The organism is Terrilactibacillus tamarindi (assembly GCF_009718825.1).
GTDB lineage: Bacteria > Bacillota > Bacilli > Bacillales > Sporolactobacillaceae > Terrilactibacillus > Terrilactibacillus tamarindi.
In genome coordinates this window covers 76,368-99,295 of the sequence record NZ_WNHB01000008.1, presented here as the reverse complement: position 1 = coordinate 99,295, position 22,928 = coordinate 76,368, and the positions used below count along the sequence as shown (strand labels likewise).

Here is a 22,928-nt window from a genome sequence, read left to right as displayed (position 1 = left end):
CCCTTTCGCTATTAATCATGTAACCATTTTACCGCATCTTTGGCATGATACGTAATAATTAAATCACTGCCTGCACGCTTCATGCCGATTAATGATTCTAAAACGACTCGTTTTTCATCAATCCAGCCATTCAACGCAGCGGCTTTTACCATGGCATACTCACCACTCACATTATAAGCCACGATGGGGCAATTAAAACGATTTCGAACGTCTCGAATGATATCAAGATAGGGAAGAGCAGGTTTCACAATAAGGAAATCGGCTCCTTCTTCGATATCCGATGTGGCTTCACGAAAAGCTTCACGTCGATTGGCTGGGTCCATTTGATACGTTTTGCGGTCACCAAATTGTGGAGCACTTTCTGCGGCATCGCGGAATGGTCCAAAAAAGGCAGAGGCATATTTCACTGCATAAGACATGATAGGAATATGTTTGTAACCTGCTTCATCCAAAGCATGACGAATGGCAATGACAAAACCGTCCATCATATTAGAAGGGGCGATAACATCAGCTCCTGCTTGTGCTTGTGATACGGCCGTTTGTTGGAGTAAGACTAAGCTTTCATCATTATCAACATCCCCATCTATGATGATACCGCAATGCCCATGATCCGTATATTCACACATACACGTATCTGCAATAACAACCAAGTCCGGATAATTTTTTTTGGCTAAGCGAATGGCTTCCTGAACAATACCGTGTTCATGATAAGCACCTGTACCTACTGCGTCTTTGTTTTTTGGTACACCAAAAAACATCACAGATGGAATTCCGAGTGTTGTGATCTCATCTAATTCTTCATGTACACGATCTAGGGAGTACTGAAAAACATTTGGCATAGAAGGAATTTCTTTCTTGAAGTTTGACTCCCCTTCAACTACGAAAATGGGATAGATAAAATCAGATGGTGATAGGGATGTCTCACGGACCATGTTTCTTATGGTTGAATTTTGACGAAGACGACGATGACGGTCAAATTGTAATTCTGACATTTTCATTCCTCCATATAATATTGGCAAACAGCATCAATCATGGCATTTGTTGTATATTTTTTAGGCACAATGACGGGAGCCAATCCATATTTTTTAGCTACAGCTGCGGTTTTTGATCCAATGCAGGCATAAACAACACCTGCCGAAAACTCATCAAGATTTAATTCTTGAACCATTTGCACAAAAAAAGTCACCGCCGATGAACTGGCTAGTGTCACAACATCGACAAGCTTTCGATGAAAATAATCATGAAGTAACTGTTTAGACGCCTCGTTTTTGAGCGTATGATAGATCGTTTTCGATTTAATTTGATAACCTTTTTTGCGCAAATCTTGAATCCATTGTTGATTAGCCATTTGACTCACTGGAATAAAGGACATTTCGTGGCTATTCATTTCTTGAAGAATTTGTTCATATAGGGCTCGACTCGTAAACCTCTTGGGTGATAGGTCCGGCTCTAGTCCAAATGTTCTAAGATATGCCGCTGTTTTATCTCCAACAACCGCAATGTGTTTATCTCTCAAAATGGTTAAATCAGGAATTAATTCGTTAAAAAAATGAAAGGCATTTTGACTCGTAAAAATAACCCATGTTGCTTGTTGCACATCGGCTAGAAGTTCGTCTCGTTCTTTAGGTGAAAAAGAGACAGGGTTATAAGTTATAAGCGGGACCTGGATGCAGGTTCCACCATAGCCATGAATTCTTTTGCACATACTTTGCGATTGCTTTTTCTCTCTAGTCACGATAATTCGTTTACCTTTTAGCACTTGATTGATCGCATAAGTTTCACATAGGTTTGAATTCGTCATATGCCTCTCACCCTTTATTCTATCAATATCCTTCACGAAAAGGAGCAATCAACTTTTCCGCTCCTTGGGCTAACAATAAGTCTGCGAGTTTTAAACCGATAGACTCCGGATTTTTGCCTTTCACACTTTCTTTTAAAACCGTTTTTCCATCGGGTGAACCGACTAATCCTGTTAGTGTGTAAATACCGTCTTTTTCGGTACAATGAGCTGCAATTGGGACTTGACAACCCCCATTTAATTTTCTTAAAAACGCACGCTCAGCTCCTACAGTCGCTGCCGTTTGTTTATCATGAATCTCTTTCAATACTTCAATTAATTCATAATCATCTTCCCGGCATTCAATGGCAAGCGCTCCTTGACCAACAGCTGGTACGGATAGGTCATCCGATAGATACTCTGTTACCACCTCTTGGGACCAACCCATTCTGTTCAGGCCAGCAGCTGCAAGAATAATGGCGTCATATCCATCTTCTTTTAGCTTTCTTAAACGTGTATCAATATTGCCCCTCAGTGATCGTATGGTCAAATCTGGTCTCTCATGTAAGACCTGTGCCGCTCTCCTTAAACTACTTGTCCCAATGACAGCCCCTTCCTTTAAATCACGAAAACCGATATGGTCATTTGAAATCAAGGCATCACGGCAGTCTTCTCTAACGGGAATACACGCTAATTTCAAACCCGGTGGTAGTTCACTAGGCATATCTTTCATACTATGAACGGCAAAATCAATGTCTTTATTTAATAAAGCCGTTTCGATTTCTTTTACAAATAAACCTTTCCCGCCTACTTTTGACAAAGTGACATCTAATATTCGATCGCCTTTTGTTACGATGTGCTCAACGGAGTAAGTAAAACCAACGGATGTTTTTTTTAATTGATCAATAACCCATTCTGTTTGAGTTAGAGCAAGTTTACTTTTTCTTGATCCAACGTGAATGTTCCTCATACAACTTCTCACCTTCAATCTACTCGATGTCATTTAATAGGAATCGACGGATGTGAATCATGATTATTTTTATCTTGATGACCTTCCGATTTCATTGATTTTTCAGCTTCCTGATCAAGTTCTATTTGAAAAAGATCTTTAAAAAATTGAAAGGCAGACTCAGCATCCTCTTGTCCGGCACTTTCTTTTATTTTCTGAATCGGGTCTCTAAGCAATTGATTGATAATACTTTTGGTATGTTTTCGAATCACTTTCTTTTCTCTTTCCGTTAAGCTTGGTATTTTTCTCTCAATACTACTTACCGTTTCAGCTTGGATTGAAAGAGCTTTTTTTCTCAGTGCTGTAATTAATGGAACAACACCCAACGTTTGCATCCACCGGTTATATCCTTCTGTTTGTTCTTTTATAATCTTCTTGACATCATAGGCGAGGCGCATTCGCTCTTCCGCATTCTTCCGACTTTGACTTTCTAACTTATCAATATCAAAGAGGTAGACATGAGGTATGTGTTGAACATCTGGATGAACATCCCTAGGAACAGCCATATCAACCATAAAAAGTGGTTTTTCAGCTCTTTTTTTCATGATATTTTTCATGTTATCTAGATCAATGACATAATCCCTTGAACTTGTAGATGTAATCACAATGTCAGACTTTATTAATAAATCATTTAAATCCGTCATCCTTTTGGCTTCAGCATCAAATCTTTCAGCTAATCTTTTCGCTTTTTCGTACGTTCGATTAACTATTGTGATATGCCTTCCACCAGTAGCCTTCAAATGTTTTAAGGCTAAATCACTCATCTTTCCAGCCCCAACAAGGAGAATATGCCGATCCTCAAAATTCGAAATATGTTGTTTAAGCATTTCTACGGCAATATAACTAATTGAAAGTGGTGTATCATTTATTCCTGTTTCCGCCTGGGCTCGTTTGGCGACTGTAATGGCTTCTCTAAAGAGTTGATTAAAAAAAGTTCCGGTTGTTTCATAGTCTTGAGCAAGCAAAAAACTGTCACGGATTTGACCAAGAATTTGCGTTTCCCCTAAAACCATTGAATCTAACCCACAGGCAACATGAAAAAGATGCTCAATAGCATCATTATTTTCTTTAATATAAAGATAAGGAAGAAAATCTTCTTTATCAAGGTTAAACCAATCTGAAATAAAACTTTTTGTGAAATGAATTCCTGTATGAAGTTGGTCACTAACAACGTAAATTTCTGTCCGGTTGCATGTTGACACAATAACATCTTCAAAGATACTCTTCATATTCCTAAGCTGCGTAATCGCTTCAGGCAGTGTTTGTTCGTCAAAGGCTATTTTTTCCCTTATTTCGACAGGGGCGGTGCGATGATTAACACCGATAACAAGAATATACATTTTTCCCCTCCCCTGATTAATATCTTTTCATTATTTCCATAATATCCATAATTCATGCTCGTGTTTGTATCATACGACATCATTGTTTAGATTAGAATAATTATTACTTAATCAACTTTAGCAAAGAAATAAGGCAAAATCAAAAACTTAAGCCAGCTGGTCGCAAATATTTAAAATAAAGTTCACAAAATAGACATATATGAACCGATAAGTTACATGAACATTGTTTGTGTCGTCAATCCATCATTCATGACAGTCTTGCCGTCCACAATAAAAAACATCTAAACCTAAGGCTTAGACATTTTTCATGTAGTACTGAATCGTTTTCCACAAGGTATCTTTTCCCTGTCCGTTGAAAGATGAAAACAGTATGAATGGATCATCTGACGTCAAACGTAGATCCTTTGCAATCACACGTTTGTACTTTTCTTGTTTGTTTTTTGAGATTTTATCTGCTTTTGTGGCCACGGTAATCGTTGGATGACCATAGTGTATCAAATAATCATGCATGTAAATATCTTCTTTGGAAGGTGGGTGACGTAAATCAACGAGTTGAACAATCGCTTTTAAGGGCTGATTCGCCTGAAAATACGTATCCAACATCGTTCCCCAAGCTTCTTTTTCTTTCTTTGAAACCTTGGCATACCCATAACCAGGGACGTCCACAAAATAAAAAGCATCATTAATTTTATAATAATTTAATGTTTGTGTTTTCCCTGGTCTTTGGGATGTTCGCGCTAAGTTTTTTCGATTTAAAAGTGTATTTATTAATGATGACTTGCCAACATTAGAACGCCCGGCCAGTGCTATCTCGGGCAGTCCATCAGTTGGATATTGCTTTGGACTTACTGCACTAATAATAAACTCTGATGAATTAATCTTCATTTGACACATCCTTTAGTGCATATTTTAACACTTCATCCAGATGACTAACAGGAATAAATGTTAAATCTTGACGTACACTTTCCGGAATGTCTTGAAGATCTCTTTCATTGTCTTTTGGAAAAAGGATAGTTTTTAGCCCTGCACGGTGAGCTCCAAGAGATTTCTCTTTTAAACCACCAATAGGTAAGACACGTCCTCTTAACGTAATTTCGCCAGTCATTCCAACTTCTTTTCTTACGGGCCGTTTGGTCAAAGCGGATATTAAAGCCGTAGCCATTGTAATCCCAGCCGATGGACCATCTTTTGGTGTTGCACCCTCGGGAACGTGGATATGAATATCACGAGTTTCATGAAAATCTTCGTTAATTTGCAATTCCTTAGTATGTGATCGGATATAACTAAAGGCTGCTTGTGCCGATTCTTTCATGACATCGCCTAATTTTCCAGTTAAAATCAATTTTCCTTTTCCTGGAGATAGAGAAACCTCAATCGATAGCGTTTCTCCACCAACCGAAGTGAAAGCAAGTCCAGTTGCCGTACCAATCTGATCCTTTAACTCAGCCACGCCATGCCTAAATATCGGTTTACCGAGAAAATTCTCTAAAGTATTTAGCGTTACAGTGACACTTTTCTGTTCACCTGACACAATTCGTTTTGCTGCTTTCCTGCATACTTTTGCGAGTAAACGATCGAGACTCCTGACTCCCGCTTCCCTTGTGTATTGACTTATTAACATCTTCATAGCTTCCGGCTGAATTTTTAACTGACTTTTTTTCAAACCGTGTGCCTTAAGTTGCCTTGGAAAAAGATGTTCTAACGCAATATGTTGTTTTTCTTCTTCTGTATAGCTAGATATATGAATAATCTCCATACGATCAAGGAGTGGTCCAGGGATGGTTCCGATATTATTTGCTGTTGTGACGAACATGACATTGCGTAAATCATAGGGTTCTTCTAAATAGTGATCACTAAAATTGCCATTTTGTTCAGGGTCTAAAACCTCTAACATAGCCGCTGATGGATCGCCTCTGAAATCATTGGACATTTTATCAATTTCATCCAATAAAAAGACAGGATTAATAGTGCCTGCTTTTTTCATCCCCTGAATAATACGGCCCGGCATCGCTCCTACATATGTGCGTCTATGCCCTCTAATTTCCGCTTCATCTCTCACTCCACCTAAAGATATTCTGACAAAATGACGGTTTAGCGACTTCGCAATAGATTTCGCTAACGATGTTTTACCAACGCCTGGAGGACCAGCTAAGCATAAAATTGGTCCTTTTAATGATTGGGTTAACTTTTGTACAGCCAGGTACTCAAGAACACGTTCCTTGACTTTATCCAAACCATAGTGAGCTTCGTCTAGATATTCTTTTGCACGTTCTAAATCAATCACATCTTCTGTTTTTTCGGACCAAGGAAGCTGAAGAAACCAATCAATATAGGTACGAATAATGCCACTTTCTTGTGATGTTGGTGGCAATGTCTCATATCTGGATAATTCCTTTAATGCCTTTTCTTTTATAGATTCCGGCATGGTCGACTGCTCGATTTGAGATCTTAAGGATTCCGCTTCACCTTCGCGTCCTTCTCGCTCACCAAGTTCTTTTTGGATAGCCTTCATTTGTTCACGCAAGTAGTACTCTTTCTGAGTTCGCTCCATGGACTTTTTCACTTGCTGCCCAATTTTTTTCTCGATACTAAGAATTTCGTGTTCATCAGCAAGCAACGATATTAATTTATTTAATCGTTCTTTGACATCCACAATTTCTAACAGGGCTTGTTTTTCCTTGATTTTAAGTGATAAATGAGAAGCCACCATATCAGCTAGCCGGCCAGGTTCTTCTATATCAGCTACGGCAGCATAAGTTTCTGGTGTCACTTTATTGGAAAGTTGAACATAGTCATTAAATAGATCAAGGGTTCTTCGCATTAATGCCTTTGTTTCTACATCTTGTGTATCTTCATCTTCTAAAACGTCCGCACTCACTTCAAAAAAATCATCCGTATCCGTAAATGAAGTTATCCGCGCACGTTTTTCACCTTCAACTAAAATTCGAATGGTTCCATTTGGCAGCTTTAACATCTGCTTAACCATGGCAATGGTACCCACTTCATAAATATCTGATTGCTCAGGCTCATCCAGTCCGACATCTTTTTGAGCAGAAAGTAAGATACGATGGTCGTCCATCATAACTTTCTCAAGAGCTTCTACAGATTTTTCTCGTCCAACATCTAAGTGTAAAACGACCGATGGATATATGAGTAGACCACGCAATGGAAGAAGTGGGAGCATTACATTTTTTTTCTCAGTCATAAACCTTCACCTCCACAACTTAACCTCTGTACAATTCTATCTTAAGTCGTTACATGTGTCTATTTATAAACGACAAGATTTAACAAATTTAGACTGACTGGGATGGAAGCTGACCATCAAATGATGTTGCTGGAATTGACGGACGACTCCAATCTACTTTTGGTTGTTCATTAAATACAGCTCTGAGAACATCTGTAAAATGACTTACTTGGATAATTTCGATCCCCTCAATACTTTTCAACATATCTTGCATGTTTGCTTCTGGAATAATGACACGTTTTGCTCCAGCTTCTTTGGCCGCTAAGACTTTCGCTACGACACCACCGATGGGTTTTACAAAACCATGAATACTTAATTCTCCTGTCATCGCAACCTCAGAATCAATCGGCACTCGATTAATAGCGGAATACACCGCAACAGCCATCGCAATACCAGCAGATGGTCCATCAACTGGTACACCCCCTGGAAAATTAATATGGATATGATAGTGGTGGGCATGTGCTCCTAATTGGTTAAGTACTGTCAGCACATTGTCAACGGAACTTCTTACCATACTTTTTCTTTTTATGGACTTTTGCTGTGATCCAATGCTTTCTTCTTCAACGATCCCTGTCATTGTAACTGTTCCAACTCGTTTACTTCTTACTGCGGTAGCTTCAATTTCTAATAAAGCTCCTCGATTTGGACCATAAACAGCTAAGCCATTGACGACTCCAATAGCGGATTTGCGAGCGATTTTGTTCTTCATTCTTGGAGTAAGTTGGCTAGATTGAATGACCCATTCAATATCGCTTAGAGTTATCGCATTGTTTTCTTCATTTTTGGTCTTTACAACACCTACAGCAATTTGCATTAAATTAACGGCTTCTCTTCCACTTCTCGCATATTCGGCAATTTTTTCGATACAGTTTTGAGGAACTTCCACACCGATTCTCTTTGCAGCTTTAATGGCAATGGATTCTATCTCCGTCTGTTTCAACTCATTAAAAAAGACTTCAAGACACCTAGACCGGATAGCTGGTGGTAATTCTTCCGGTGAACGTGTGGTTGCCCCAATTAAACGAAAATCTGCTGGCAAACCATTTTTAAAAATGTCATGTATGTGAGTCGGAATTTGTGTATTTTCTTCACTATAATAAGCACTTTCTAAAAAGACTTTTCGGTCTTCTAATACCTTTAACAATTTATTTATTTGAATGGGATGAAGCTCTCCGATTTCATCAATAAATAATATGCCACCATGGGCATTAGTCACAGCCCCAAATTTCGGTTGTGGGATACCCGCTTGTCCCATTGCCCCTGCTCCTTGATAAATAGGATCATGAACAGAACCAATTAGCGGATCGGCAATGCCTCGTTCATCAAATCTTGCTGTTGTAGCATCCAATTCAACAAATGGAGAATTCAGATTAAATGGCGACGACAAATGTTTCTTAGCCTCTTCTAATACAAGACGTGCTGCTGCGGTTTTCCCAACTCCAGGAGGACCGTAAATGATGACATGTTGTGGATTTGCACCACAAATAGCTGCTCTCAGCGCTTGAATACCATCTTGTTGACCAATAATATCCTCCATCTTTTTAGGCCTAATACTTTCTGATAAAGGCTCAGTTAAAGCGACTCTCCTCATATCCTTTAAACGATTCATTTCTTTATCTGACTCTTTTGCTACATATGTCTTTTGATTACGCTGATTTCTCAATAAGCTCCAAAAATAGAGTCCCACAATCATTCCAAAAAATACTTGAACAACGACTAGTAATGGCATCCAATTCATCTTTTTCTACTAACCTCCCGATTTATCTTCTAAAGACAGTATCTCCGATGAGACATATCCCTAAACGATAAAAGAAAAAGATGTTTAAATTTGAATATCCGCTTTTAGATTTAAGGACTTTAGTTGGAATGCTTTCGGGAAGGTTATATTTCCAGGTGGATCTGAACTTCTAGGCTTGATTGTACCAATTTAGGTGTGCTACCTTGGTGTTTAATTGCGCCACTTCGGTGCTTAATTGCGCCACCTCATACCTTTATTGCGCCACCTCAGGCCTTAATTGCGCCACCTCATACCTTTATTGCGCCACCTCATACCTTTATTGCGCCACCTTGCATACTTCAAGGCTTCCATTAGTCAACGTTCTTGCTCCATATTTTAACAATCTAACCTAATATCACGGGACGCAAAAAAACGCGGTGGTCAAATTTGACCACCGCGATACTATCTACAATTGTTATGCACTTTCTTTTGGTGTTTCCTGATTCTTAACGATCGTTCCATCACTTGTAATCAATGTTGGCGGTTCGGTTCCTTTTGCGGTTTCTTCCGTAATGATACATTTTTCTATATCATCACGTGAAGGAAGATCATACATGACATCTAGCATGATGCCTTCAATGATGGATCTTAAACCACGAGCACCCGTTTTTCTTTCAATGGCATGCTGTGCAATGATTTTGAGTGCTTCATCTGTAAACTCTAATTCAACATTATCAAGCTCAAGTAATTTTTTATATTGTTTAACAAGAGCATTTTTTGGTTTGGTTAGAATATCAACAAGAGCAGATTCATCCAATTGTTCAAGATTAGTCACTACTGGCAAACGGCCAATAAACTCTGGAATCAAACCAAATTTTAATAGATCTTCAGGAAGAACATGTTTAAGATACTCTTCACGTTTCAAATCTTGTACATTTGTTGCAGATGCACCAAATCCAATGACTTTTTTACCTAATCGGCGTTTAACAATTTGTTCGATTCCATCAAAGGCACCGCCACAAATAAAGAGGATATTCGTTGTATCAATTTGAATAAATTCTTGATGTGGATGCTTACGCCCGCCTTGAGGTGGCACACTCGCAACTGTACCTTCTAAAATTTTGAGCAATGCTTGTTGCACACCTTCACCAGATACATCTCGTGTAATTGACGGATTTTCTGACTTACGGGCAATTTTATCAATTTCATCGATGTATATAATTCCTTTTTCCGCCTTTTCAACATCATAATCAGCAGATTGAATTAATTTAAGCAAGATATTTTCAACATCTTCACCTACGTACCCTGCTTCAGTCAAAGACGTTGCATCAGCAATGGCAAAAGGTACGTTTAAGATTCTAGCCATGGTTTGTGCAAGTAACGTTTTCCCACTACCAGTTGGCCCAATCATGACGATATTACTTTTGGCTAATTCAACATCATCACTTTTTTGATTCGTATTAATTCTTTTATAGTGATTATACACCGCCACTGAGAGGTTTTTCTTAGCATCGACCTGTCCAATCACGTAGTCTTCCAAGATAGCTCTGATCTCTTGTGGTTTTGGAATATCTTTAAATTCAATTTCTTCTTCTGTTCCTAATTCCTCTTCAACGATTTCCGTGCAGAGTTCGATACATTCATCACAAATATATACACCTGGTCCAGCAACTAATTTACGAACTTGATCCTGTGTCTTTCCACAAAAAGAACATTTTAATTGTCCTTTTTCTTCATTAAATTTAAACATATATTTTCACCCCTCTAACATTCTGTCTTACTTCTTAAAAAGCAGACATGAGCGAAGCATTTTTAATTAGAAAAACTTAAGCTTAGCCTCAATTTTAAATGGTACAAGCCTTTATCTTTATTCACTAATAAAGTTAATTCGTGACAATGGATAGCTTATTCATGTTGTCCATGCTCGTTACTATTAATTATAAATTTCCATACCCATTTTGAGGATATAAAAATCATTATACTAAAAAGTAACGTCAAATAAATCGTATGACTTTTCGTTTATGTACGCATTGTATCATAAAAAATCTCTCGGGGTAAGTTTTAAGCTTTATCGTTATGATATGTATGATATTTGTAGATCAAAAAGAACAGTGATTTAAAGAAAAGCTAAGTTGTCATTATTTGTAGAAACAAGGCACGATCTCTCGCGCCTTGTCCAATTATACTACAAATGATTAGTGTACTTTGTCGCCTTCTACACCATTCTCAACAAGGAAGTCAACGGCTTTACGAAGTTTGATATCGCCTTTAATCACATCAGTACCACCTTGAGCGGCAAGTAATGTTTTAATTTGATCAACTTCCATTTTATATTGTTCTGCCATTTTTTGAAGCTCAGCATTTACTTCTTCTTCAGTCGCTTCAATATTTTCGGCTTTTACAATAGCATCAAGAGTGAGGTTAGCACGTACACGTTTTTCGGCGTCAGCTTTCATCTGTTCTCTAAGTCCTTCTTTATCAGTTCCTGAGAATTGATAATACATATCAAGCGTTAAACCTTGAGATTGTATGCGTTGTTCAAACTCACGTTCCATTGCGTCAAGCTCGTTTGTGATCATAACTTCTGGTAGATCGATTTCAGCATTATTTGTAGCTTGTTCTACCACTGCATCACGATTATGGCTTTCAGCATGTTCAACTTTGTGTTCTTTCAAATGTTTTGCGATTTTTTCTTTAAGTTCAGCTAGTGTTTCAACTTCTTCATCGACATCTTTTGCAAATTCATCATCAAGTTCAGGTAATTCTTTTACTTTAATTTCATGGACTTTTACTTTAAATACAGCTGGTTTTCCTTTTAAGTCTTCTGCATGATACTCTTCTGGGAAAGTCACGTTAACATCTTTTTCTTCCCCAATGCTCATTCCGATTAGTTGTTCTTCAAAACCAGGAATGAAAGAGTTAGAACCTACTTCTAGAGAATAGTTCTCAGCTTTTCCACCTTCAAACGGTTCTCCATCTACAAAACCTTCAAAGTCAATAACGACTGTATTTCCTTCTTCAACTGTACCTTCTTCTTTAACGCTAAGCTCTGCAAAACGTTCTTGACGTTGTTTAAGTTCTGCATTAACTTCTTCTTCAGTGACATCTAGATTATGTTTTACAAGCTCTAAACCTTTGTATTCACCAAGTTTAACTTCTGGTCTAACAGTTACGTCTGCTTTGAAGATAAATTCGCTTCCTTTTTCCACTTTCTCAACATCAATTTGAGGGCGGTCAACAGGAGCAATGTCAGCCTCATCAACAGCTTTTGAATAAGCTTCTGGAAGAACAATATCGATTGCATCTTCATATAACGCTTCAACACCAAAACGTTGTTCAAAAATCATACGAGGAACTTTCCCTTTACGAAAACCTGGTACGTTGACTTTCTTTACAACTTTTTTGAAAGCTTGATCCAAGGCTGAGTTAAAACTTTCTGCATCAACCGTTACAGTTAATGTGCCTTCATTTCCCTCTTTTTTCTCCCACTTAACATCTACATTCATTTATTCTTACCTCCAACATGTATCTTCATACAAAACTTTTTTGCTCAAACGGTATGGCTTTTTTGTTTTGATCGTCCATAAGACAAAATACGTCCTCTTGAACTATCATGTATGTGAAAGTTATGTGTTTACACAACGATTCTCGACATTAAAGTATAAGCATATCATCCGTTTAGAACATTCCTGATTGCAACCACTCCATTATAGCATAATGAAGAATTATGTAAAAATCAAATCACATTTATATTAATTTTTTGCACTCGATTCTTCTTCTATTTTACGTATAAACTGACTCGGTTCCTCCAGCAAAGGTGGAGAAACGTGAAATAATCGAGAAATTTCTGTTATATTTTTGTCTAGGCCACTCATCTCTGCAGCATAAAAGCAACACGCGCTGGCCCACAATTCAACATGTTCAGGTTTAAGCGGCAAAGGGTAAGCAGCAATGACGAAATGTCCCCATACTTGCTCTGCTAAATCGCACAATGTTGGATTATCTGAACCTAAAATACGTATAAGACATTGTTTAACATCTTCCGCAAAGGCTCCATAGAAAAGTTCTTCTGAATTTAAATTAACTGCGCATGTTTGACCAAATTTATAAACCTTAATTAATGAGCTAAATTGTTTTTCTTGCATCACATTAAGTAGTAAACTTTTGATGAAAGGATCACCATTTTTTGATAGTAAATAATGTTCGACATCAGGTAAATCTTCTTTAACCATATCTCGTTGTAAATCCTGAATAGCTACCCACTGCTGTTCTGGCGGTTGTTCCTTTAAATCAGATAGATACTTCGACATATCTAAGTTTTGAATTGGCCTATCGTCTAGGTGGCTATCCTTTTCTCTTAATCGTAACCGGCAAAATGCAGCCAAATGATCTATGGTTTGCTGCATGTCTTTTGGAAGTTCCCCATCATTTGAAGCTTGATCCATCACCTCGAGTGCTTTTTTGTATTTTCTCTTTTGAATGAGAACGGTTAGATATAAGCGAAGAACATCAGGTTGATGACCTTCCTTTTCTTCTAGCATGTGTTCTGTTAAATGCTCTGCTCGATCGTAATCTCCGAGCTCAACGTAACAAATTGCTAACCCATATTTTGCTTGAGGGTGACTTGATTCTAGGTAGTTTAATTGTTCGAAGCACTCACGCGCATTTTCAAAACGCTTTTCCTTTAAAGCTACCACTCCTTTTTCAAGAAGGCGGTCTTCTAAAAAGGGAAAAAGATAAACATTATCTTTTTTACGGATCAGCTTTCGATTTTTCTTCATATAACGCCCACCCTATTAGTACGTGTTCAAAAAGGTAACAAATTAGAAGCAAGAAGAAAAGCACGGCGCAGTTCCTGAGGACCGGCCTTCCACAGGATGTGGTGACTAAAACGCCAGCCACAGGCCGTGAGTGATTTTAGTTGAAGCCCCTCTGGACAACGCCGAGAATCGCAGCTTATCATTGGTGACTTTTTGAACACCCTCTATTATGTATACTTAAATTAAATATTATCAATTGAGATGACTATAATCAAATATGAAACAATGAACAGACGGTCCTTTTATGTACTTTTGTTAAAAATGTTACAAATTAACTAATTATTTTCTATACCCCCTTTTTTCTTATTAAAACATTCAGTCAAATATCAGTACTTTATTAAACTCATGAATGAAAACGTTAAGAATATATATTTTATAGGATATGTAAGAGACATATGAATAGAGATAATTAATTCAAATGAGGTCGGTGTTTTTATGTTAAAAATGATTTACACTTTAGCGCTCATTTTCTACGTCTTATCTTCTTTCTTTCCCATCGCTATACTCCAAACCTTGATGGCCATTTTTGCCTTGCTATCCGTTTCCTATAGTTTATTCTATGTAAGGGGTCCAGCCCTTATCTTTGGTCTTATTTTCCTACTATTGGGCAGTTCGTTACTCTTCGCTCATCATGCAAGCACTGCTTCTTATGTTCTATCATTCGGAAACATGCTGCAAGTTCTTATTGTTTTTGCCTTAGTTCCGATTCTTTCTTTACCTATCCAACTTGGCGGTTATGCCCGTGACATACAAGACATGATTTCTCAAAAACTGAAGCGACCGGCACAGTTATATTCATTAACTTCGATTTTATCTTATGTCTTTAGTTCGTTTATGAATCTCGCTGCTCTGCCCATTACATACTATGCGATCGAACCTGCAACGCGCCACTATCCCATCTTGAACAAGTCACGCTTTTTGAATCGGGCCATTACTCACGGGTATGCCATGCCGTTATTATGGGCTCCTGTCACACCAATTGTTGGTATTGTTTTAGAATTAACGAATGCATCTTATGTAAACGTGCTCCCCTACTTAATCACACTAAGCTTCGTGGGACTTGGATTAGATCTCGTCATTGGATTGTTTACATCACGCATCCATCGTTCTATAAAATCACAGAGTAAACAATCCCAAAACGAAACCGCGGCAGCCATCGAAAAGACTGAACAAAAATCAAAACTCTCCTATCGATTTTTACATGTCATTGTAGCAATCATTATTTTGAATATATGTATTGCTTTATTTGAAAAATGGACTCCTTTAAGCTTTTTATTTTTGGTGAGTTTATTGATCATTCCATTCTCACTTTGTTGGTGCTTTATTCTTGGTCAAATCAGGCCCTTTTTCACTGGTTTAAAAGATCACTTTAATCATCACTTATTCAAAATGAAAAATCAATTTTTTATTTTTCTCTCCGCTGGCTTCTTTATCACAACCCTGCACATGACGCATACCGATCAAGTAATCAGTCATTGGATAAGCGAGATCGTTAATTTTACTGGTGTTACTTTCTTTCTTTTGACCATTCCATTCATTCCATTAGTTCTTGCCTTTGTTGGATTACATCCTGCCATTAGTCTCGTCCTTATCGCAGAAGCCATTCATACAAATTTGGCGCATGTCTCACCTATTATTTTGACTTTAACGATGTTAGGTGGAGCTATTCCTGCTTTTCTTATGGGACCATACAACGGAACACTCGGATTAATGTCCACAATCATGAATGTAAAACCGACAACGTTGTCAAACTGGAATTGTATTTATACCATGATCTATCTCTTTATTCTTACTGGAGGCATTCAGATTTTACTCATGTTCTAAAATCAAGGGTTGTTTTCCTGCATGGTTGGCTTAGAGTTAGTGACTGGCTCAGGAGGATTAAGACATTTTGATATATAAATAAACCCATACATCGATATCCCAGTGATCGTCCAATTTAAAATTTGCCTTAATATTAATCCCTTATCAAAAGAATGAATGCCATATTTTTGTATTAACCAAATTTTAATGGTGGCTAAAAGAATTTCTCTTAACGCAAATCCATAGGTAATGAGTTTAAAAACAAACAAGATTTTCTTTTGATAAAACACCTTTTTCAATTGTTCTCGAGTGTGTCCTTGCATTTCCACAAAATCCAGTGAGAACACCAAGAAGATAGGTTTATTTATAAGAATCGTCACGATAAATATAAAAGCGACAATATAAGAATAAAAGACCTCGTTCCAGAGCATTTGTATCGCAGATCCTGCTAAAACATCAATTAAAATTCCTATCGTTAAATTGGTAATTAAAGCGACACCGAATAAATTAATTTTTTTCAATAAAATAAAACGAATAATACTGTATACGATTCCAGGTATGGAGGAGATCAGCATTGCATAATAATCATCCATATAGTTTTTAAAAACATTCCATATGACAAGCGGAAAAATTAAATATAGGATGAAATCACAAACGATAATGTTTTTATTCATTTTGTATCACTCCACTCCAAGTTTTCAATCACTTATCACGCATTAACTGGAAATTAATGATAAATAAAGACTATCATATAAGGTAATTTATATTCAATGTCTTTTCTAACTATTTTTAATTTTACAATCAACTATAACGCATTTCCTCTTCTCATTTTAACTCTTAGGTTATCGCCCTTACTCTTCAATGTTTTAGAAAAAATGACGCTGGGTAGAGACCTATATGTATCTTTTCAATATACCTTTTACATCTAGCATTTGGCATCTGATTACAGTAACTGCATTACGGTGGAGTAATCCAATACCAAAATGCAGAAATCGGAATCAAAGCAGTTCACAATTAATGTACATATTTAATAAGGAAGGTGATTAGATGCCGTTCATAAAAACGAATGACGGTACTAAGATTTATTATGAAGAGCAAGGAAGCGGTCAGCCTTTAGTAATGATTCATGGCTGGGGCTTTTCCGGACGTTTTTTTCACAGAAATGTGCCAGCTTTGGCTGAACATGCGCGTGTGATTACCATTGATCTTCGTGGACATGGGAACTCGGATAAACCATCACACGGTTACCGAGTACCACGACTAGCAAGAGATCTATACGATGTTCTATCAACTCTTAATTTAAATCATGTAACCGTCCTTGGTTGGTCACTTGGCTGCCCAGTCATATGGAGTTATTTTGAGTTATTTGGTAAAGAAAGAATTCGGCAAGCCATTTTCGTGGAGCAATCTCCTAGACAATATTATGCACTCGATTGGAAATATGCGCATGCTACGTGCTATGACGACGCTTCACTCGCTTATACTCAAGCACAAGTTACACTAGATACTTCTAACTTTGATAAAAATCAAATTAACACCATCATGGCGACAATGCCAACTATCATGGAGCGTGAACTATTCCTGTCTGAGATGGCAAAGGCTCCGGCTTTTGCTAGGAACGCCATCATGGCCGACCATACCCGTTATGATTGGCGTGATCTATTGCCAAGAATTGATCTACCGAGTTTGGTGCTTGTTGCTTGTAAAGATAAAGTATTCCCTTGGCAAGGACCTGCTTATGTTGGTGAGCATATTCCTAACGCTCAGACGGTATTTTTCGAGAATAGTAGTCACGCCTTGTTCCTTGACGAACCAGAAAAATTCAATGAATCGGTTATTCATTTTATGTCTAATAACACAGGAGGTATAGGATGATTCCATCAACTTTTCCTTTTTCATATGGTGTTAATGAGTTCACTACCCAGCCTTGGTCTTTTGAACAAGATATCGAGAACTATGTTAGACTCGGGGTCGACACGATTGAGGTATGTGAAATCAAACTCGACCCTGCTCGGATGACCAGTCAGTTAGAACTTCTAAGGAATTCGGGTCTCAAGGTTAGTTCCGTTCAACCACAAGTCCGAACAGCGGTGCCAAGTGTGGGTCAGCCCCATCCAGAAAGAATAGAGGATCGCATTAAGATTTTTCGTCAGTCGATTGAACGACTTGCGCCCTATGCACCCGGTGCTGTGTTCGTCACCAATACAGGCCCTGCACCTAGAGGCAATATGGTCGAAGCGATCCAGCAATCTATCCTATTCCATCAAGAACTTGCGAGTATTGCAGACTACCATGGTGTCAAGATTGCCCTTGAACCATTGAATCCGACATTGCTCAATCAGGAAACGGCCATTTGGACATACAAACAAGCACTGGATTTGGTTCAAGAGATAAACAGGAATAATGTCGGTATTTGCCTTGATTTATGGAACCTATGGCAGGATGCTCATCTCATTCGAGGAATACATTCATCACCAGAGAAAATTTTCTTACTACAGGTCAGTGATTGGCGAACTCCAAGGTCAAATGCCGACCGTCGAAGTGTAGGTACTGGAGCGATTCCTACTGGTGAGCTATTACACGCAGTGTACAACGCAGGCTACCGAGGTCCATGTGTCCTTGAAATTTTCTCTCATAACGTGCCAGATTCCCTTTACAACACGGATCTGAACAAATTGATTTTAGATAATCGTTCGGCACTTGAGCAGGCTTGGAGATCCAAATGGGCATCCAAATGGACATCATAATAACGGAGTAATATGAAATTATAACCATCGTTCATTTTATCCCGCAAACGGCGAGTCTTGACCCCCACCTCAAGGTCATGAGTGTATACAAGCACCTAGGTGGGGGATAACTGCCCGCTTGAGCCCGATTGGTTTAGGCTATCAATCAGTAGGGGGATGAAGAAATCCCCCCAATTTATTTTCCTACATGATCAAAAAGCTCTAGGGCTATTTTCGCTCTAGAGCTTTCTATGTAGAGTATACTTATTCAATCCGATCTAAGCTAAGCCCATTTTCAATAACTTGGTTAGACGCCATAACTTGTCCAAAAAAGAGGTCAATATTTTCAAGGGTCATGAGGTGCGCTTTTTCAGAGAAAGCTGCGGTACAATCGGATAGGAAGACGATATCATAGTCTAGCATGAACCCATCTCGAGCCGTGGATTCCACACACACATTCGTACTGACACCTGCCATAAGGAGTGTTCTTATTTTAAGCGTACGAAGAATTGAATCTAGGCGTGTATTTATGAAAGCACTGTATCGATGCTTGATGACGATGATATCTTCAGGTGTTGGCGTTAGTTCAAAAAATTCACTGCCCCAAGTATTCTTTCGGCATACATTCGCATGGCTTTTGTCCTTCAGACGTCTAATCCACGTCTCCGAATCCGTACTTGTCTCATGAATGGTCTGAATAAAAATAATGGGCACATGAAAATCTCTCGCTTGTTGAATGAGTTGTTTCAGTTGCGGTATCATTTCTCTGGCCATACTTGTATCTAAACCTTGTTTTGCCATACTTCCTTCTTCATGGCAAAAGTCATTTTGGACATCAACAATCACTAAGGCTGTATGAGCTGGATCTAAGATGTCACGAGAAGTCATTTTTAATGCACCCCTTTATTAGTCTTTTAAAAAGGCTTCTCAATCAAGCAAAGATCTCCTCCACTTGATTGAGCAAACCCACCTACTACCTGATTTTTTACTTTTTGGCTTTTTCGACAAAAGACATGTTAACTAATTGGCTATATTTATAGCCTTTTGTATAAATCCCTGTTTTATTCACCACATCCATCGGTTTTGCGACAGCTTCTTTTGAAATGTATCCGTCTTTACTCCATAAATGATCTTTGTAGGCGCGGTCCATAGAAGCTTGGAGGCTTTCTTCCGGCGTGCTTGGAAATTCTTTCTTCAACACTTCCATCGCAAGTTTTTTGTCATTTTGGACTTTATCAAGAGCTTTAATCATGGCGTTAACGACTTTTTGGACTGTTTTTGGATCATCTTTAATGGTCGATTGTTTGGTACTAATCACAGAGTAAGCATAATCGCCTAAGCTTGTGAAACTGTAAAACGGTTCATTCCAAATACCTTTTTTGATCCCATCATTAATTTGTGGCTCGGCTCCATTCGCCATATCCGCTTTCCCGCTTTGAACAAGTGAAACAACCGCTGCTGCATCCGCTGGTTCATCGAGTTTGACATCTGTTTTTGGATTTAATCCGACATCCATCAGAAGCCAGCGTGTTAAAAGATTCGGGCTTCCGCCGTAACGACCAGCGGCGATCGTTTTACCTTTTAAAAACTTGGCTAATCCTTCTTTACTTGAATCCGTCAATTTGAGTTTTTTATTTGCCATCAAATAGACATTGGCACGGTTAACCACGTTCACGACCGATTGAATCGGATCCTGACTTTGAGCACTTCCAATCGCGTTTGACTCTGGGCCGCCAATATTTCCCCAAACATCACCGCTAACAACAGATGTGACATGAGCGCCACCCGTGGCTGTCGTTACCTTAACATCAAGACCTTCATCTTTAAAATAGCCTTCATTAATGGCAACGTATAATGGAAGGTAAGCGATTAAATGCACGGGTTCCGCAATCACGATTTTTTTTAAGCCTTTCGCTTTTTTATCTTCATTTGATGAACCACACGCAGAAAGCAGAGAGATGACTAAACATGCCATAATAAAACATCCGACCCATTTTAATTTCCCCATGAATGAATCCCCCTTATTCCTATTGATCAAAAATCTTGTTGTAAAAGGATCATAAACAATAAGATGGTTCAAATGATCTTAGTGTCCTTTTAATAACCATTTTTCAAGGTAGAGTGTCCCTAAGTACATCACAATGGATAAAATGGATAAGACAACCACACCGACCCAAACGAGGTTAATATTCATCACTTGACCTGCGTATAAAATCATACGACCTATCCCATGTTGTGCACTAATAAATTCACCAACGATTGTTCCAGCCAGAGATAAAGCAATGTTAATTTTTAAGCTGCTAACAATCCATGGCATCGATGTTGGAACGACCACTTTTGAAAAAACGTGATAGCGTTTGGCACCCAATGAATATAATAATTTTTCAAGATCTTGATCAACAGCCTTGACACCACTATAGGCTGCAAGAGCTGTCACAATAATGGTCATCATAAAAGCAAGAACGACCTTTGAATTAAATCCAATCCCAAAAAGAATCACGAGAACCGGCGCTAAAGCAAGTTTGGGTATGGCATTAAAAGCAACCATATAAGGTTCAGTGATACGTGAATACAGAGACGACCACCAAAAGGATAAGCCTAATATAGCTCCCCCAATGGTACCTAGGATGAATCCCAATATGGTAGCTCCCGCCGTGTATAAGAGGTCAGTGTAGAGACTCCCTTCTTTCAGTACTTGAAGACCGGTCTGAACAATGAGACTCGGACTGCTCCAATAATAAGGATCAATAACTTTCATCCTTGTTAAAATCTCCCACAGTGCGATAAATACAATTCCTAAAACGATTTGACCGATTAAGGCAACACGTTTTGTTTTTCTGGATTTTTTCGTTTCATCCTCGATTTCGATCTCTGGTTTAATTTTTTTATCTGGTTTAGGAATATATTCAATCTTGGGATATGTTAAGTCAGCATGTTCATCATTTCGATCCACTTCTTTGACCTCCCTTCATATCTATCAATTTAATTTGAATGTGCAAATACACTAGTATTTATCGTCTCGGTTTCTTTCACAAAGTGATTTATTAGGTGATTTGCTCTTCCTTCATCATGGCTAACAAATCTTGTTTTAATTGGATAAAGGACTCATGAGAGAGTGTTTGTTCATTTCGAGGTCTTGGTAAATTAACCGTGACTTTAGCTTTAATTCGGCCCGGTCGATGGGACATGACATAGATTTCATCCGATAAATAAATCGCTTCATCAATATCATGTGTGACAAATAGAATCGTCTTTTTAAAATCTTCCCATATTTTTAATAGCCAGGTTTGCATCATTAATCGGGTTTGTGCATCTAGTGCGCCAAAAGGTTCATCCAGTAAAATAACGTCTTTATCATAAAATAGCGTTCGTAATAGAGCCGCTCTTTGCCTCATACCACCAGATAATTCATTTGGATAATGATTTTCAAAGCCTTTCAGCCCATATTTTTGTAACATCGGCAAAGCCCGTTTTCTTCCTTCTTTCTTTGAAACACCTTTCACTTCGAGTCCTAGGATAATGTTGTCTAGGATTGTGCGCCATGGGAGGAGCAAATCCTTCTGCAGCATATAGCCAACATAACCACTTTTTCCGACAATATCATGACCATCTAAAAGCACATGACCCGTCGATGGTTTAAGTAATCCCGCAATAATGTTAAATAAGGTAGATTTTCCACACCCACTTGGGCCAATAATGCTGACAAACTTCTTATCTTCGACTTGCATATTCGTTTCCTGCAAGGCATAGATGGTTTGCCCATCTTTTTTAAAAACTTTACTGCTATTTCTTACCTCGAGTTTGGCCATCCAATTCCCCCTTTTTTATTCATCCCGCCTTAACGGCAAGTAAAGACCCCCACCTCAGGATTCTGAGTATTCAAAGAAGATAGGCGGGGGATCAACTGCTCGTAAAGGTCCGATTGGTTCAGCTAACCATCCGTGGGGGATGAAGAAAACCCCACTGATGGAAGTATCACTTTATATATATGAACCAAAAAACAACCATTAGAATAAAATCGAAAAATTTCTTTCGAATCGTATTCTAACGGTTGTCCTGATCTAATATAATATAAGCTCATTTTACCAGCCATAAGTGATATACTCTTTCACATTTCTATCTAAAACAATGAGGGTTCCACTTGTTTCGTTATTGACGGCGTTTGGTTTATTTTTCTTGCTAGTTGCTAGACAAGCTTTACATAATATTTACCAAAAACGTATACGTCGTTTATATTCTTTTTTTAAGATAATAGTAGGTTGGATAGCACGAGGGGCTATCATGGTATTGGCGATGGCGGGGCCAATGCTTTTTTGTTTATCACTTTTTTGAATACGCACATAAATTAATTTAGTCATCTCAATTCCCCTTCTTTTAATCATCTAACTCCTAGATAACAAATTGATCCTATCAATAGACAAAAAAAGAGACCTCATATGAGATCTGTTTAAAAATTGGATATAAAGGGAGTGAAATAGAAAACTTTAAATGA

19 protein-coding genes are annotated in these 22,928 nt (G+C 38.2%); 3 read left to right on the top strand and 16 right to left on the bottom strand.

Annotated elements, in window-relative coordinates:
* Positions 1 to 11: 11 nt before the first annotated feature.
* The 10 genes from hemB to GMB86_RS06815 all read right to left on the bottom strand — a co-directional run bounded on the left by hemB (position 12) and on the right by GMB86_RS06815 (position 13,868).
* Positions 12 to 992: a porphobilinogen synthase gene (gene hemB / locus GMB86_RS06860; protein ID WP_155218034.1), complete on the bottom strand. Its 981-nt coding sequence runs from the start codon at positions 990 to 992 to the stop codon at positions 12 to 14.
* A gap of 2 nt (positions 993 to 994) precedes the next feature.
* Complete coding sequence (locus tag GMB86_RS06855) at positions 995 to 1,801, bottom strand: uroporphyrinogen-III synthase (protein ID WP_155218032.1); 807 nt, start codon at positions 1,799 to 1,801, stop codon at positions 995 to 997.
* 22 nt (positions 1,802 to 1,823) lie between these two features.
* Positions 1,824 to 2,747, bottom strand: coding sequence for a hydroxymethylbilane synthase (gene hemC / locus GMB86_RS06850; protein ID WP_155218030.1), 924 nt, complete (start codon positions 2,745 to 2,747; stop codon positions 1,824 to 1,826).
* 29 nt (positions 2,748 to 2,776) lie between these two features.
* Entirely contained in the window at positions 2,777 to 4,126 is a 1,350-nt protein-coding gene (hemA, locus tag GMB86_RS06845; protein WP_155218028.1) for a glutamyl-tRNA reductase, read from the bottom strand.
* 294 nt (positions 4,127 to 4,420) lie between these two features.
* Positions 4,421 to 5,011: a ribosome biogenesis GTP-binding protein YihA/YsxC gene (gene yihA / locus GMB86_RS06840; protein WP_155218026.1), complete on the bottom strand. Its 591-nt coding sequence runs from the start codon at positions 5,009 to 5,011 to the stop codon at positions 4,421 to 4,423.
* Positions 5,001 to 7,331: an endopeptidase La gene (lon, locus tag GMB86_RS06835; protein ID WP_155218024.1), complete on the bottom strand. Its 2,331-nt coding sequence runs from the start codon at positions 7,329 to 7,331 to the stop codon at positions 5,001 to 5,003. The genes yihA and lon overlap by 11 nt, the downstream gene beginning before the upstream one ends.
* Before the next feature lie 88 nt (positions 7,332 to 7,419).
* Positions 7,420 to 9,108: an ATP-dependent protease LonB gene (gene lonB, locus GMB86_RS06830; RefSeq protein ID WP_155218022.1), complete on the bottom strand. Its 1,689-nt coding sequence runs from the start codon at positions 9,106 to 9,108 to the stop codon at positions 7,420 to 7,422.
* Positions 9,109 to 9,562: 454 nt separating this feature from the next.
* A complete protein-coding gene (gene clpX, locus GMB86_RS06825; RefSeq protein WP_155218020.1) occupies positions 9,563 to 10,837 on the bottom strand; it encodes an ATP-dependent protease ATP-binding subunit ClpX in 1,275 nt (424 codons plus the stop codon).
* A 445-nt stretch (positions 10,838 to 11,282) separates the two neighbouring features.
* Complete coding sequence (gene tig / locus GMB86_RS06820; RefSeq protein WP_155218018.1) at positions 11,283 to 12,593, bottom strand: trigger factor; 1,311 nt, start codon at positions 12,591 to 12,593, stop codon at positions 11,283 to 11,285.
* A gap of 246 nt (positions 12,594 to 12,839) precedes the next feature.
* Entirely contained in the window at positions 12,840 to 13,868 is a 1,029-nt protein-coding gene (locus GMB86_RS06815; protein WP_155218016.1) for a tetratricopeptide repeat protein, read from the bottom strand.
* 483 nt (positions 13,869 to 14,351) lie between these two features.
* Between GMB86_RS06815 and GMB86_RS06810 the strand changes: the two genes are divergently transcribed.
* A complete protein-coding gene (locus GMB86_RS06810; RefSeq protein ID WP_196220143.1) occupies positions 14,352 to 15,731 on the top strand; it encodes a hypothetical protein in 1,380 nt (459 codons plus the stop codon).
* A 2-nt stretch (positions 15,732 to 15,733) separates the two neighbouring features.
* Here the strand turns inward: GMB86_RS06810 and GMB86_RS06805 are convergent, their stop codons facing one another.
* Positions 15,734 to 16,384, bottom strand: a complete 651-nt coding sequence (locus GMB86_RS06805) for a VC0807 family protein (protein WP_155218012.1) — start codon at positions 16,382 to 16,384, stop codon at positions 15,734 to 15,736.
* Positions 16,385 to 16,757: 373 nt separating this feature from the next.
* Here GMB86_RS06805 and GMB86_RS06800 point away from each other — a divergent pair, with 373 nt between their 5' ends.
* Both GMB86_RS06800 and GMB86_RS06795 read left to right on the top strand, forming a co-directional pair.
* A complete protein-coding gene (locus GMB86_RS06800) occupies positions 16,758 to 17,585 on the top strand; it encodes an alpha/beta fold hydrolase (RefSeq protein WP_155218010.1) in 828 nt (275 codons plus the stop codon).
* Positions 17,582 to 18,457 carry a sugar phosphate isomerase/epimerase family protein gene (locus GMB86_RS06795; protein WP_155218008.1) on the top strand — a complete coding sequence of 292 codons (876 nt, stop codon included), beginning with the start codon at positions 17,582 to 17,584 and terminating at the stop codon, positions 18,455 to 18,457. The genes GMB86_RS06800 and GMB86_RS06795 overlap by 4 nt, the downstream gene beginning before the upstream one ends.
* A 243-nt stretch (positions 18,458 to 18,700) precedes the next feature.
* Here the strand turns inward: GMB86_RS06795 and GMB86_RS06790 are convergent, their stop codons facing one another.
* The 5 genes from GMB86_RS06790 to GMB86_RS06770 all read right to left on the bottom strand — a co-directional run bounded on the left by GMB86_RS06790 (position 18,701) and on the right by GMB86_RS06770 (position 22,794).
* Positions 18,701 to 19,324, bottom strand: a complete 624-nt coding sequence (locus tag GMB86_RS06790; RefSeq protein ID WP_155218006.1) for a cysteine hydrolase family protein — start codon at positions 19,322 to 19,324, stop codon at positions 18,701 to 18,703.
* Between the two features lie 97 nt (positions 19,325 to 19,421).
* Positions 19,422 to 20,444, bottom strand: coding sequence for an ABC transporter substrate-binding protein (locus GMB86_RS06785; protein ID WP_155218004.1), 1,023 nt, complete (start codon positions 20,442 to 20,444; stop codon positions 19,422 to 19,424).
* 78 nt (positions 20,445 to 20,522) lie between these two features.
* A complete protein-coding gene (locus GMB86_RS06780) occupies positions 20,523 to 21,338 on the bottom strand; it encodes an ABC transporter permease (RefSeq protein WP_329602795.1) in 816 nt (271 codons plus the stop codon).
* Between the two features lie 142 nt (positions 21,339 to 21,480).
* The gene (locus GMB86_RS06775; protein ID WP_155218002.1) at positions 21,481 to 22,245 is read right to left on the bottom strand and encodes an ABC transporter ATP-binding protein; all 765 of its coding nucleotides are present in this window, start codon (positions 22,243 to 22,245) and stop codon (positions 21,481 to 21,483) included.
* Between the two features lie 399 nt (positions 22,246 to 22,644).
* On the bottom strand, positions 22,645 to 22,794 hold the full coding sequence (locus GMB86_RS06770) for a hypothetical protein (protein ID WP_155218000.1): 150 nt from the start codon (positions 22,792 to 22,794) through the stop codon (positions 22,645 to 22,647).
* Between the last annotated feature and the right edge of the window lie 134 nt (positions 22,795 to 22,928).